The organism is uncultured Microbacterium sp. (assembly GCF_945952435.1).
GTDB lineage: Bacteria > Actinomycetota > Actinomycetes > Actinomycetales > Microbacteriaceae > Microbacterium.
This window is the reverse complement of the sequence record NZ_CAMFHZ010000004.1, coordinates 45,665-59,362: the sequence shown is the minus strand read 5'-3', so window position 1 is coordinate 59,362 and position 13,698 is coordinate 45,665. Positions and strand designations below refer to the sequence as shown.

The following is a 13,698-nucleotide window of genomic DNA, read 5'->3' as shown; positions in this document are numbered from 1 at the left end:
CCGCGTCGACCGCGGACCGGGCGGAGGTGCGGGGATGAGTCTGCGGATCGTCAGCGGGCAGGACGAGGGCCTGCGCCGTATTCGTCGCGGGCGCGGCTTCGAGTACCGCACGGCCGACGGTGTCAGGATCACGGATGAGACGGACCTGGCACGGATCCGCGCGCTCGCGATCCCGCCCGCGTGGCGGGACGTCTGGATCTGCGGGTATCCGAACGGTCACCTTCAGGCCACCGGCGTCGATGGGGCGGGGCGCACGCAGTACCTGTACCACCCCGAGTGGGCCGAGCGCGCCGCCCAGGTGAAGTTCGATCGCGCCCTCGATCTCGCCCAGGCGCTCCCCCGCGCCCGGGCGAGCGTGACGCGGGATCTGCGCCTCGGGACCCCCACCCGGCCCACGGTGCTGGCGGCGGCGTTCCGCATGCTCGACGCGGCGCTGCTGCGCATCGGTTCGGAGGCGTACGCGCAGGAGCACGGCAGCATCGGGCTGACGACGCTCCGGGGATCGCACGCGACGATCGCTGCCCCGGTCGTGAGCCTGCGGTTCACCGGCAAGAGCAGCATCGCCTGGGAGACCGACATCGACGACGCCGACCTCGCCGCCGTGCTGACCGTGCTCCGTCGGCGCGGCGCGCGCCGGAAGCTCCTGTCCTGGCGCGACGAGAACCGATGGCGGCCGCTGCGTCCAGCGGAGATCAACGACGACGTCCGCGCCCGCACCGGAGGCGAGTTCACGGCGAAGGACTTCCGCACGATCCACGGCACGGTGATCGCGGCCACGAGCCTGGCCCGCTCGGGCGTCGCGGAGACCGAGAGCGCCAGGAACAAGGCCATCCGGGACGCCGTCGTCGCCGCGGCCACCGCTCTCGGGAACACCCCCGCCGTCGCGCGCAGCAGCTACATCGACCCGAGACTGTTCGAGCAGTACGAGCGCGGGCACATCGTCCGCCGCGACGGTCCCAGTGTGGAGCGGCAGTTGCTGGACCTGCTGCCATAGCGCCGGATTGGACCGGCCGCGCCGGATCCCGGCCGCCGAATCCGTGCCGTGCGCGCCGCCGCGAGCGCGGATCAGTGATGCGCGTGCGGATCCATCATCGGCATGTCGATCGACGTGTCGTGACCGTGCGGCTGGCCGTTCAGCGCCGGATCCGTGGTCGCGAGCGCAGGAGTGGTGAGGCCCGCGACGAGGATCGCTCCAAGCACCGTGCCGACGGCCCGATGACGTTCGGCGACCGGACGCGCGGACGCCGTGCGGGCCGTCCCCCGCGCGCGGCGGACCGACGAGATCCCGGCCAGCCCGGCACCAATGGCGAGAGCGGTGCCGATGGCGGCGGCGAGCGGCGGGGAACCCGCGACGAGCGATGCGCCGCCGAGCACCACGGCGGCCATCGCGGCCGGCGCGAGCGCGCGCGACCAGATCAGCCGCCCGGAGCGCAGAACCAGCGCACCCCAGACGAGCTCGGATGCGCCCAGGAGGATCAGTCCCATCGCCACGGCGATGCGCGGACCAGGGCTGGGCGCCGCCATGACGGCGGCGCCCAGCGCGAGATGGGTCAGGCCCGCTCCCCACGACAGGAGAGCGGGCCAGGTGCGGAGCACGATCGGCCTCAGGCCACGGCCCCGCGAGGTGCGGAACGCTCGACTCCGAGCCCGAGCGCGAGCAGCAGGATCGCGCTCGCGAGGTGCAGGAAGTGGTCGAAGGTGTTCAGCGCGAGGATGTTGGCCGACGTCCCAACGAGGAAGAAGCCGAGGATGCCCAGTAGCAGGTACGCCGCGCCGATGACCGTGTTGGTGCCCTTGGCGGCCCGCGTCGAGACGAGGCCCGCGATCAGGAGCACGGCGCCGATCAGCAGGTGCGCGATGTTGTGCAACGGGTTGACCATGAAGATCCCGAGCAGAAGTCCTCCCTGAGTGGCCAGGAACGAGACTCCTCCGGTAACGGCGAAGCCCAGGGCTCCGACGACGATGTAGACGGCGCCGAAGATGACGGCGACCAGACGGTTCGGTGACGAACGCATTGCTCCTCCTCGAGTGCGGCGCGGTGCCGCTCATCCCTTGTTCGGAGCCCCCTGTGAATCGGATGGGACCGATTCGCGCTCCGTCGCCGGCGAGGACTCCCGCTCCGCCTCGCCGAGGATGCTCGCCACCATGCCGCTGAAGATGATCCCGTGGAAGGGCAGCAGCACGGCCCAGTAGAGCCGTCCGGCGAGTCCCTTGGGGAAGAACACGGCGCGCTGACGATAGAGGCTGCCCTTCCCGTCCGGCTCGACGCTCAGTTCGAGCCATCCGCGGCCGGGCATGCGCATCTCGGCGCGCAGGCGGAGCGCCCTCCCCCGGTCGATCGACTCGACACGCCAGACGTCGACCACGTCGCCGGTGTTCAACCGCGACGGATGACGACGCCCGCGCGACATCCCGACGCCACCGGAGAGCCGATCGATCCAGCCGCGCGCCGCCCAGGCCAACGGAGCCGAATGCCATCCGCTCTCGCCCCCGATCGACTCGATCACGCGCCACACGGCGGCGGGCGACGCCGCGCTGCGGCGTTCCCGCTCGTCGGTGAACACCCGGTGCCCCGCCCACTCGGGATCGCTCGGGATCGGGTCGCTGGGGATCCCCGGGACCGTCGCGTTCTGCCAGCTCGTCTCGACCTCCCCGGCCCGCTCGCGGCGCAGCGCGAGACGCACGGCCACCCGGTACGGGAGCAGCCCGCCCTCCGGTGGCGGGATGTAGCGATCGATGTCGTGCTCCTGGGCGACGCAGTCGTTCTGCAGCGAGGCGATGATGGGCACCGCGAGCGCGCGCGGCACGGGCGTGACGAGGTTGACCCACTGCGAGGCGAGCCACGGGGTGAGCACGGGAAGCGGAGCGATCGGTCGCTGCGGGAGTCCCGCCTCGACCGCGTACCCGTTCATCATCTGCCCGTAGCGGAGCACGTCCGGACCGCCGATGTCGAAGGTGCGGTTGAGGTCCTCGGGAATCGAGGCGGCCTGTACCAGGTAGCGGAGCACGTCTCGGACGGCGATCGGCTGCACCCGGTTGCGCACCCAGCGGGGCGCGGGCATGTACGGCAGAACCTCGGTGAGGTGGCGGATCATCTCGAAGGAGGCGGAGCCGGATCCGATCACGATCCCCGCCTGGAACACGATCGCCGGCACCGGGGAGTCGAGGAACACGCGCCCCACGGCGGCGCGCGACGCGAGATGCTCCGAGAGGCGTCCTTCGTGCGGATGCAGGCCTCCCAGATAGACGAGACGACGCACCCCCGCGTCGGCCGCCGCCTGCGCGAAGATCTCCGCCTGCTCTCGTTCCGCGCGGGCGAAGCCGCGCCCTGCGTCCATCGAGTGAACCAGGTAGTACGCGACCTCCGCCCCCTCCATGGCCGCGCGCACCCCGGTGGGATCCGCGAGATCGGCCTCGGCGATCCGAACGCGGTCGCGCCACGGCACGTCGGTGAGCTTCCAGGGCGAGCGCACGAGACAGGTGACCTCGTAGCCCGCGTCGAGCAGCTGCGGCACGAGCCGCCCGCCGATGTAGCCCGTCGCACCGGTGACGAGAACGCGGGTCATTCGTACCTCCCAGGCCGGAATCCGCTAACCCGGTTAACGATATGGTTCCTCGTCCTCCCCGACCCGGGGTTGACAAACGTGCGCCCGGGAAACGCGCCGCGCGCCCCTCGCGCGGAGTAGCGTGGAAGACCACCTCGGAAGGGATCCCATCATGAGCACGACCGCGCTGACGCTCGAGGACTTCGAGAAGACCGTGACCGAGGACGGCATCGTCCTCGTGGACTTCTGGGCAGAATGGTGCGGTCCCTGCCGCATGTTCGGTCCGATCTTCGAGAAGGCCTCCGAGCAGCACCCCGACATCGTGTTCGGCAAGGTCGACACCGAGGCGGAGCAGCAGCTCGCGGCGATGGCGCAGATCACCTCGATCCCCACCCTCATGGCGTTCCGCGACGGCATCGGCGTGTTCGCACAGGCCGGTGCCCTGCCCGCCCCTGCGCTCGACTCGCTCATCGAGCAGATCCGTGCGCTCGACATGGACGACGTCCGTGCACAGGTCGCCGAAGCCGAGGAGCACGGCCAGCACGCCCCCGGCGCCGAGGTCTGAGTTCCTGCGCCCGACACCGTGCATCTGTACCTGCACCGGTTCAGCGACGACCACACCGACGCCATGGCCCGCCTCGCAGCCGTTGCGAGCAAGAAGCTCGCTCCCTTAGCGCAGATCGGCTGAGGTTAGGCTCATGGACATGACCGCTGCGCCCTCCCGCACAACGCTCAGACGCCGGCCCAACGGATGGTTGGTTGCCGTGGTCGTTGTAGTCGCCGTCATCCTGGCTCCGGTCATCGGTGGAATCGCCATCTCGGCGCAGAACGATGCAGCAGCCGACGCCGTTAAGAATCAACTCGTCTCGATGCCGCTCCCGCCGGACACGCAGTTGGTCGATTCATACTCACGAGCGGGCAAGCTCGTGGGCAACGGCAACGGCATGCAGTATCTCGGCGCAATGTTGATCCAGAGCCATCTACCCATTGCTGAACTTGAGTCTTACTATGCTCAGCAAGCAGATACTCTCGATGAGTCTCGGACCTCCGAGTACCCGACCACAATCAACGTGCGACAAGGCGATTCGTCGCAGCTCCAAGACATCAGAGGCCTTTCAGGACTTCTCACCCAATCAGATCAGTCCGACCGCTTCCTCGTATACATGTGGGGCGACGCTCCATCGTGGCTCCACGAGGACTGGGACCTGCGCGGCCACTGAGCCTCCCGCGCGTCTACCGGGGATTCTTCCGCAGCTCGGCGTTCCGCCGCCTCCAACAACAGAGGCCCGGATCACTGATTTTCCTCAGTGTTTCCGGGCCTTCTCTGTGGCTGGGGTACCTGGACTCGAACCAAGAACAACTGAACCAGAATCAGCCGTGTTGCCAATTACACCATACCCCAAGGGCGAAACCGGGGTCTCGCACCGAGGTTCAAGCTTACCCGAGCGGCGCGCGGGATCCAAACCGGAGCGGGATCCCGCGCGCGTCGCCCGATCAGGCCGTCCGCAGCTCCGCGAGCGCGCGCAGACGGCGCAGCGTCTCGTCCTTGCCCAGCAGCTCCATCGACTCGAAGAGCGGCGGCGACACGCGCCGACCGGTGATCGCCACGCGCGGCGGCCCGTAGGCGACCCGGGGCTTGAGCCCGAGCCCGTCGACGAGCGCGGACGACAGCGCCTCCTGGATCGCCTCGGGCGTGAACACGTCCAGCGGCTCCAGAGCAGCCGCGCACGCGGTCAGGACCTCGGCCGCGTTCTCGGGCAGGCCCTTGAGGGCGTCGGCCTCGTACGACACGTCCTTCGCGAAGAGGAAGCCGAGCATGCCCGGTACCTCGCCGAGGAGCTGCACGCGCTCCTGCACGAGCGGCGCCGCACGGAAGGCCAGCACGATCTGCTCGTGAGTGGGCTCCCCCTCGAAGACGTCCGCCGCGGCGAGGTACGGCAGGATCCGCTCCGCGAAGTCCCGCTCCCCCAGCAGACGGATGTGGTCGCCGTTGATGGACTCGGCCTTCTTCTGGTCGAAGCGCGCCGGGTTCGGGTTGACGTTCACGATGTCGAACGCGGCGGTGAACTCCTCCAGCGAGAACACGTCGCGGTCGGGCCCGATCGACCAGCCCAGCAGCGCCAGGTAGTTCAGCAGGCCCTCGTGGATGAAGCCGCGCTCGCGGTGCAGGAAGAGGTCTGCCTGCGGATCGCGCTTGCTCAGCTTCTTGTTGCCCGTCTCCCCCAGCACGAGCGGCATGTGCGCGAAGCGCGGCACGAACGTGGTGATCCCGGCATCGATGAGCGCCGAGTAGAGGGCGAGCTGACGGGCCGTGGACGGCATGAGGTCTTCCCCGCGGAGCACGTGCGTGATCCCCATGAGAGCGTCGTCCACGGGGTTGACCAGCGTGTACAGCGGTGCGCCGTTGGGACGGACCACCACGAAGTCGGGGAAGGATCCGGCGGGGAAGGTCACCTCGCCACGGATCAGGTCGACGTAGGTGACGTCTTCGTCCGGCACGCGGAGGCGCAACGCCGGCTGACGCCCTTCGGCGCGGAACGCCGCCTTCTGCTCCTCCGTGAGATCCCGGTCGTAGTTGTCGTAGCCGAGTTGCTTGGCCCGACCGTTCGCCTCGTTGCGGGCGTCGATCTCCTCCGCCGTCGAATAGCTCTCGTAGACCGACCCGGCTTCGACGAGCTTCGCGATGACGTCACGATAGATTTCGCCGCGCTCGGACTGGCGGTACGGACCGTGCGGCCCACCGACCTCGACGCCCTCGTCCCAGTCGATCTTGAGCCAGGTGAGCGCGTCGACGAGCTGTCGGAAGCTCTCCTCGCTGTCCCGCGCCGCATCCGTGTCCTCGATGCGGAACACGAGCTTTCCGCCGGTGTGCCGGGCGTACGCCCAGTTGTACAGCGCGGTGCGGACCATGCCGACGTGCGGCAGGCCTGTCGGGGACGGGCAGAAGCGGACGCGGACGTCGGCACCGGACGCGGTCGTGGTGCGGGGATCGGGAGTAGCCATAGCCCTTCGATTCTAGTTCGGGCCGGCCGCTGGTCCTCTCGTCACCGCCTGCCGAGCGGCGACAGCGCGACGATCGCCACGACGACCACGAGAGCGGCGATCGCCAGACCCGCGTAGGAGGACGACTGCAGGATGATCCCCGCGAGCACCGCGCCGCCGGCGGCGCTCAGGCTCATCAGCGAGTCGCTGCGCCCCTGACGGCGCGTGCGCAGCGCGGGAGCGGACGCCTCCGTGAGCAGCGCGGCTCCCGCCACCGTGGCTGCGCTCCAGCCGAGGCCGAGGAGGATCAGCGCGACGATCACGCCCCACGTCGTCTCCCCCGCCAGCATCGCGAAGCAGAGCGACGCGACGAGCAGCCCCTGTCCGAGCAGCACCGTGCGCAGTCGCCCCCACCGGTCCGCGAGGATCCCGAAGACCGGGGACAGCCCGTACATGCCGGCGACGTGCAGCGCGATCGTGAGGCCCACGATCACCGTGACGTCCATCTCCTCCGCTCCGCCGCTCGCCGGGGATCCGGACATCCCGCCCATCGCCATGTGCGAGAGATGCACCGGCGTCATCGCCATGACCGCGGCCATCGTGACGTGCGAACCGGCGATCGCGAAGATTGCGTAACGGGCCGCGACGGGACGATCTGCGCGCTCGACGGCCGCCGCGGTGCCTCCGGTCTCCCCCAGCGCCCGCGCGGTGAGGAGTGGATCCGGACGCAGCGCGATCAGGTAGAGCGCGAACGCCGCGATCTGCGCCACGAGCGAGAACAGGTACGAGCCGGTGTGCGGAGGCATTCCCAGCGTGTGGCCGAGGTGCTCGCCCGAACCGAGCAGGAGCGGACCGGCGACGCCGCCGATCGTCGTCGCCCAGACCACGATCGACAGATCCCGTCCGCGATGCTGCGGCGGGGCGAGATCGGTCGCCGCGAACCGGGACTGGAGGTTGCCCGCATTGCCCATGCCGATCATCACGATCCCGACGAGCAGGAACGGGAACACGCGCACCGCGGCGGCGGCGAGGACGACGACGATCCCCACGAGGGCGAGCAGGTTCCCCAGCGTCAGCGCGAACCGTCGTCCCCGGCGCGCTGCGAAACGGGCGAGAGGGATGGCGGCGAGGGCCGCGCCGAGCGTCACCGACGCGGTCGCGAGCCCGGAGAGCGCGTCGCTTCCGGAGATGTCGGCCGCGAGCAGCGCGCCGAGCGACACCGTCGCCCCGAACGCGATTCCGCCGAGCACCTGCCCCAGGGACAGGATCCGCACGGTGCGTCGCTGGACGCGGGCGCGCTCGTCGAGCGCGACCGTCGTGATGCTCACGCGGCCGGGAGTGCGTCGCGCGCGGGGTTGCGCAGCGTGCCGATGCCGGTGATCTCGACCTCGATCGTGTCCCCGGCCTGGAACTCGCCGACGCCCGCGGGCGTGCCCGTCATGATGACGTCCCCGGGGAGCAGGGTGAACACCGCCGACGCGTACGCGATGATGTCCGCGACGGAATGGATCATGTCGCTGAGCGGGGCGTGCTGGCGGACCTCGCCGTTGACGCGGGTCGTGAGCTCCGCGTCCGCCGGATCGAACTCCGTCTCGATCCACGGCCCCAGCGGGCAAAAGGTGTCGAAGCCCTTGGCCCGCGACCACTGGCCGTCCTTGCGCTGCAGGTCACGGGCGGTCACGTCGTCGCCGATCGTGTAGCCGAAAACGTAGTCGAGGGCGTTCTCGGTGCTCACGTTCTTGGCGATGCGGCCGATCACGGCGACGAGCTCGCCCTCGTAATCGGTGCGCTCCGAGAGAGCGCTCGGCCGCACGATCGTGTCGCCCGGGCCGATCACGGCGGTGTTGGGCTTGAGGAAGAGCATGGGCTCCTCCGGTGCGACGTTGCCGAGCTCCGCCGCATGATCGTGGTAGTTGCGTCCGACGCACACCACCTTCGAGCGCGGGATCACCGGCGCGAGCAGCGCGGCATCGGCGAGCGGCACGCGCTCCCCCGTGGGCTCGTATCCCGCGAACATCGGATCCCCGGCCAGCACCACCAGGTCGCCGTCGTCGAGGATGCCGTACTTGATGCCGTCGTCATGGCTGAACCGCGCGATCTTCACCGCTCCAGCCTAGCCACGCCGCGGGAGGTGCGCGGCCCTTCGACGGCCGGGCGGGCGTCGAAGGGCCGCGAAGGCGATCAGGCGTGCTCCGCCTTGTTGCCACCGGCTTCCAGCACGTCGCCGGCGGGGAGCTCCTGGTGACCGCCGAACTGCAGGCGCATCGCCGAGAGCACCTGATTGGCGAAGCGGTCCTCGTCGCGCGAGGCGAACCGCTCGAACAGCGACGCCGCGAGCACCGGCACGGGCACGCCCACGTCGACGGCCGCCTTGACGGTCCAGCGTCCCTCACCGGAGTCGGAGACCCGACCGGCGAGTCCCTGCAGGGTCGGATTGGCCTCCAGCGCCGCGGCCGTGAGGTCGAGCAGCCAGGAGGAGATGACGGATCCGCGTCGCCACAGCTCCGCGACCTTCGGGGTGTCGATGTCGAACTGGTAGTACTCGGGCTCCTCCAGCGGCGCGACCTCGGCGGAGTGATCCGCCTCGCGGATCCCGGCATCGGCGTTCTCCAGGAGGTTGAGACCCTCCGCGAGCGCCGCCATGACGCCGTACTCGATCCCGTTGTGCACCATCTTGACGAAGTGGCCCGCGCCCGACGGCCCGCAGTGCAGGAAGCCGAGCTCCTCGTCCGTGAGCTCGCCCGTGCGTCCCGGCGTCCGCTCGACCTCCCCCGCCCCCGGCGCGATCGTGCGCAGCAGAGGACGGATGATGTCGAACGCCTCGTCGGGTCCGCCGACCATGAGGCAGTAGCCGCGCTCGAGTCCGAAGACGCCGCCGCTCGTGCCGATGTCGACGTAGCTGATCCCCTTCGGCGTGAGCGCCTTCGCCCGGCGGACGTCGTCGCGGTAGTTCGAGTTGCCGCCGTCGATGATGATGTCGCCCGGCTGCAGGACCTCGGCGAGCTCGTCCACGACCTTGCCGGTCAGGCTCGCGGGGATCATGAGCCAGACGATCCGCGGGCCGTCGAGCTTCGAGGCCAGGTCGGCGTAGCTGGTCGCGCCGACCGCGCCCTCCTTCTCCAGGGTCGCGACGGCATCGGGGTTGACGTCGTAGACGACGCACTCGTGACCGCCGCGCAGCAGACGGCGCACGATGTTGCCGCCCATCCGTCCGAGTCCGACCATGGCGAGCTGCATAGCGATTTCCTCTCCTCCGCGGATGCGCAGTGTGTGGGCCGCCTCGGCGGCCGGTGTCCGTGCGCCCGGGTCAGGCGTCGGCGTCGAGTCGCACGAGCCAGCCGTGGGTGTCCTCCCGGCGGCCGTACTGGATGTCGGTGAGCTCCTCGCGCAGCGACATCGCGAGCGCGGTCGCCTCCGGCCCGTCGTGCACGATCTCGAAGTCCTCGGACTTGAGCGCGCCGATCGGGACGACCACCGCCGCGGTCCCGCACGCGAACGCGCCGACGATCTCGCCGGACGCCGCTCCCTCGCGCCACTCGTCGATCGTGATGCGTCGGTGCTCGACCTCGAGGCCGCGGTCCCGCGCCAGCTGAAGGATCGAGTCGACGGTCACGCCTTCGAGGATCGAATCCGATTTGGGGGTGAGCAGACGCCCGTCGCGCGTGACGAGGACGATGTTCATCCCGCCGAGCTCTTCGAGGTACTCCCCGTCGAGGAAGAGGACCTGCTGGCAGCCCTTCTTGTACGCCTCCTCCTGCGGAAGCAGGCTGGAGGCGTAGTTGCCGCCCGTCTTGGCCGCGCCCGTGCCGCCGTGGCCCGCACGCGCATAGTCCTTCGAGAGCCAGATGTTGACCGGCTGGACGCCGCCCGGGAAATAGGAGCCCGCGGGGCTCGCGATCAGGTAGTAGGCGACCTTCTTCGCCGCCCGGACGCCGAGGAAGGCCTCCTTGGCGAACATGAACGGCCGCAGGTACAGGCTCTCCTCCGCATTGCCCGGGACCCACGCAGAGTCGACCGCGACGAGCTGGCGCAGCGACTCGATGAACAGCTCCGTGGGCAGTTCGGGAAGCGCGAGGCGGCGCGCGGAGCGCTGCAGGCGGGCCGCGTTGCGGTCGGGCCGGAAGGTCCAGATCGAGCCGTCGGCGTGCCGGTAGGCCTTGAGGCCTTCGAAGATCTCCTGCGAGTAGTGCAGCACGGCCGCGGCGGGGTCCAACGCGATCGGGCCATAGGGCGACACGCGCGGGCGGTGCCAGCCGCCCTGCTCGGACCAGCAGAGATCGACCATGTGGTCGGTGAAATGCTGCCCGAAGCCCGGGTTCTCGAGGATCGTCTCTCGCTCGGGGTCGGCGGTCGGCGCGTCGTTGCGGGTGACGCGCCAGATCAGTCCGGCCGGGGACGGAGCCTGGAGGGGAAGGTCGATGGTCATGATTCGTGTCCTGACAGGTCGAGGCGACGGCGGCTGCGCCGGGATCCAGACTACGCCTGGAGGCGGGCGATGATCGCCGTGCCGGTCTGCTGAGTGGTGCGGGCGCCGGTGCGCTCCGCGATGTCCTCCGTGACCGCGCGCTGCACGCGCGCGGACTCCTCGGCGAGCCCCAGGTGATCCAGGAGCAGCGCGACGGAGAGGATCGCCGCGGTGGGGTCGGCCTTCTGCTGACCCGCGATGTCGGGTGCCGAGCCGTGCACGGGCTCGAACATCGACGGGAACGCGCCCTCGGGGTTGATGTTGCCCGAGGCGGCGAGGCCGATGCCACCGGTGACGGCGCCGGCCAGATCCGTGAGGATGTCCCCGAAGAGGTTGTCGGTGACGATCACGTCGAAGCGCGAGGGGTCGGTCACCAGGAAGATCGTGGCCGCGTCGACGTGCAGGTAGTCTACGGCCACGTCGGGATGCTCGGCCGCCACCTCGTCGACGATCCGCTTCCAGATGGCCCCGGCGTGGACGAGCACGTTGGTCTTGTGCACGAGCGTGACCTTCTTGCGGCGCTTCTCGGCCGCGTCGAACGCGTAGCGGACGACCCGCTCCACGCCGAACGCCGTGTTCACGCTGGTCTCGTTGGCCACCTCGTGCGGCGTGCCCCGGCGGATGGCACCGCCGTTGCCCACGTACGGCCCCTCCGTGCCCTCACGGACGACGAGGAAGTCGATCTCCCCGGGCTCGGCCAGCGGCCCCGGCGCGCCGGCGTAGAGCCGGGACGGGCGCAGGTTGACGTAGTGGTCGAGTTCGAAGCGGAGCTTCAGCAGCAGGCCGCGTTCGATGTTGGCGTCCTTGAGGCGCGCGTCGCCGGGGGTGCCGCCGACCGCGCCGAGCAGGATCGCGTCGTGCGCGCGGATCGAGGCGAGATCGTCGTCGGTGAGGGTGTCCCCGGTCGCGAGGAAGCGGTCGGCGCCGAGCGAGAAGCGGGTCTTCTCGAAGGTCACGTCGCTGGACGCGGTGACGGCGTCGAGCACCCGCTCCGCCTCGGCGACGACCTCGGGACCGATGCCGTCACCCGGGATGACGGCCAGCTTCACGACACGGGACATGGACCCTCCTAGCGGATGGATACGAGTGGAGGCCTCCAGGCTATCGGGAGGCCGATGCCGTTCCGTGCTCTGCGTCGGACGCGCGTCGATGCCGCAGCGGGCCGTCAGTTCCCCAGCCGGCGCCCGAGCGTCGTCGCGGCGACCACGCCGGCCGCGACCACGAGAGCGCCGCCGATGAGCGAGGTCACCGTGACCCCCGACCCGAAGGCGTCCGCCGCGGCCGCCCGCAGCGCCTCGCCCATCGCCGCGGGCAGCTTCTCGGCCACCGAGTACGCCCCGGCGAGCGTCTCGCGGGCACGCTCCGCGAGGTCCGCGGGCACGCCGTCGGGGATCGCGATCGCCGTCCGGTAGAACGCGGTGATGATCCCGCCGAGGATCGTCGTCCCGAGCACCGCGCCGAGCTCGTACGCGGTCTCGGAGACGGCGCTCGCCGCGCCTGCCTTCTCCGGCGGGGCGGCCGCCAGGATCAGCTCGTTCGACACGGTCTCAGCCGCACCGATGCCGATCCCGAGCAGCACGAAGGAGACGATCAGCGGGGCGACGCCGTGCGCGTGCGTGGTGAACGCGACGACAAGGTAGCCGCCGAGGGAGAAGACGAGGGCCGACGGCACGAGCACCTGCGGGCGGACACGGCGCGCAATAGGCACGACGACGAGACCGGAGGCGATCATCATCGCCATCCCGGGGATCAGGGCGAGGCCCGACTCGATCGGCGTGAGCCCGAGGACGAGCTGGAGGTTCTGCGAGACGTAGTACAAGAAGCCGACGAGCGCGACGACGCTGAGGAGGTTGACCAAGATCGCCCCGGTGAACATGCCCCGCCGGAACAGGGCCATGTCCAGCATGGGATTCTCCGCCCGCAGCTGACGCCGCACGAAGAGGAAGCCCGCGCCGACACCGATCACGACGAGGACGACCACGAGCGGCGTGAAGCCCTCGCCCGCGAACTCCTTGATCGCGTACACGACCGGGATCATGGTCGCCATCGAGAGCGCGATGCTGAGCAGGTCGATCCGGCCCGGGTGGGGGTCGCGACTCTCCGGCACCAGGAAGGGGGCGAGGATCAGCAGCGGGATCAGCACGGGCACGGCGAGCAGGAACACGGATCCCCAGGCGAAGTGCTCGAGGAGCACTCCCCCGACGATCGGGCCGAGAGCCGATCCCGCGGAGAACATCGCGGCCCAGACCGCGATGGCGAGGCGCCGCTGCTCCCGGTTCTGGAACACGGAGCGCAGCAGAGACAGGGTCGACGGCATGAGCATCGCACCGAACACGCCGAGGGCGGCCCGCGCCGCGATGAGCAGCGCAGCCGAGGGCGCGAACGCGGCCGCCGCGGAGACCAGAGCGAAGCCCGTCGCACCGATGAGCAGGAGCTTCCGACGCCCGAACCGGTCGCCGAGGGTGCCCATCGTGACGAGCAGGCCCGCGAGCACCAGCGGGTACACGTCGATGATCCAGAGCTGCTCCACGCCGCTGGGGCTCAGCGCCGTCGAGATCTCCGGCAGCGCGAAGGAGAGCACCGTGTTGTCGACGGAGACCAGCAGCACGGGCAGCATGAGCACGATCAGCGCCGCCCAGCCGCGCGCTCCCACGCGGGGACCGTCGGCCTCCGACAGGGGGATCGTCGCCGTGGTGGTCATGCTGC

Annotated in this window: 12 protein-coding genes, 1 tRNA gene and 1 pseudogene; 3 read left to right on the top strand and 11 right to left on the bottom strand. The window is 70.2% G+C overall.

The window, feature by feature from the left end; all coding sequences use genetic code 11:
* Positions 1-34: 34 nt before the first annotated feature.
* Positions 35-994 carry a DNA topoisomerase IB gene (locus tag Q0P88_RS02985; RefSeq protein WP_295010918.1) on the top strand — a complete coding sequence of 320 codons (960 nt, stop codon included), beginning with the start codon at positions 35-37 and terminating at the stop codon, positions 992-994.
* Between the two features lie 71 nt (positions 995-1,065).
* On the opposite strand, the gene Q0P88_RS02980 is transcribed toward Q0P88_RS02985, so the two are convergent.
* From Q0P88_RS02980 to Q0P88_RS02970, 3 genes and pseudogenes are all read right to left on the bottom strand, one after another.
* The gene (locus Q0P88_RS02980; RefSeq protein WP_295010916.1) at positions 1,066-1,596 is read right to left on the bottom strand and encodes a hypothetical protein; all 531 of its coding nucleotides are present in this window, start codon (positions 1,594-1,596) and stop codon (positions 1,066-1,068) included.
* Positions 1,597-1,604: 8 nt separating this feature from the next.
* A complete protein-coding gene (locus Q0P88_RS02975; protein ID WP_295010914.1) occupies positions 1,605-2,015 on the bottom strand; it encodes a DUF4383 domain-containing protein in 411 nt (136 codons plus the stop codon).
* A gap of 30 nt (positions 2,016-2,045) precedes the next feature.
* A pseudogene (locus tag Q0P88_RS02970) lies at positions 2,046-3,566 on the bottom strand (SDR family oxidoreductase); the annotation flags it as partial.
* Positions 3,567-3,717: 151 nt separating this feature from the next.
* Here Q0P88_RS02970 and trxA point away from each other — a divergent pair.
* Both trxA and Q0P88_RS02960 read left to right on the top strand, forming a co-directional pair.
* On the top strand, positions 3,718-4,110 hold the full coding sequence (gene trxA, locus Q0P88_RS02965) for a thioredoxin (RefSeq protein WP_295010912.1): 393 nt from the start codon (positions 3,718-3,720) through the stop codon (positions 4,108-4,110).
* Positions 4,111-4,249: 139 nt separating this feature from the next.
* A complete protein-coding gene (locus tag Q0P88_RS02960) occupies positions 4,250-4,765 on the top strand; it encodes a hypothetical protein (RefSeq protein ID WP_295010910.1) in 516 nt (171 codons plus the stop codon).
* A 107-nt stretch (positions 4,766-4,872) separates the two neighbouring features.
* Here the strand turns inward: Q0P88_RS02960 and Q0P88_RS02955 are convergent.
* The 8 genes from Q0P88_RS02955 to Q0P88_RS02920 all read right to left on the bottom strand — a co-directional run bounded on the left by Q0P88_RS02955 (position 4,873) and on the right by Q0P88_RS02920 (position 13,693).
* Positions 4,873-4,947: transfer RNA gene (locus tag Q0P88_RS02955), tRNA-Gln, on the bottom strand.
* 92 nt (positions 4,948-5,039) lie between these two features.
* Entirely contained in the window at positions 5,040-6,548 is a 1,509-nt protein-coding gene (gene gltX, locus Q0P88_RS02950) for a glutamate--tRNA ligase (protein WP_295010908.1), read from the bottom strand.
* Between the two features lie 41 nt (positions 6,549-6,589).
* A complete protein-coding gene (locus Q0P88_RS02945; RefSeq protein WP_295011090.1) occupies positions 6,590-7,849 on the bottom strand; it encodes an MFS transporter in 1,260 nt (419 codons plus the stop codon).
* A 2-nt stretch (positions 7,850-7,851) separates the two neighbouring features.
* Positions 7,852-8,631: a fumarylacetoacetate hydrolase family protein gene (locus Q0P88_RS02940; RefSeq protein WP_295010906.1), complete on the bottom strand. Its 780-nt coding sequence runs from the start codon at positions 8,629-8,631 to the stop codon at positions 7,852-7,854.
* A gap of 77 nt (positions 8,632-8,708) precedes the next feature.
* A complete protein-coding gene (gene gnd, locus Q0P88_RS02935; protein WP_295010904.1) occupies positions 8,709-9,764 on the bottom strand; it encodes a phosphogluconate dehydrogenase (NAD(+)-dependent, decarboxylating) in 1,056 nt (351 codons plus the stop codon).
* Between the two features lie 70 nt (positions 9,765-9,834).
* A complete protein-coding gene (locus Q0P88_RS02930; protein WP_295010902.1) occupies positions 9,835-10,953 on the bottom strand; it encodes a branched-chain amino acid aminotransferase in 1,119 nt (372 codons plus the stop codon).
* A 50-nt stretch (positions 10,954-11,003) separates the two neighbouring features.
* Complete coding sequence (locus tag Q0P88_RS02925; RefSeq protein ID WP_295010900.1) at positions 11,004-12,053, bottom strand: 3-isopropylmalate dehydrogenase; 1,050 nt, start codon at positions 12,051-12,053, stop codon at positions 11,004-11,006.
* A 104-nt stretch (positions 12,054-12,157) separates the two neighbouring features.
* Complete coding sequence (locus Q0P88_RS02920; protein WP_295010897.1) at positions 12,158-13,693, bottom strand: MFS transporter; 1,536 nt, start codon at positions 13,691-13,693, stop codon at positions 12,158-12,160.
* Positions 13,694-13,698 lie beyond the last annotated feature (5 nt).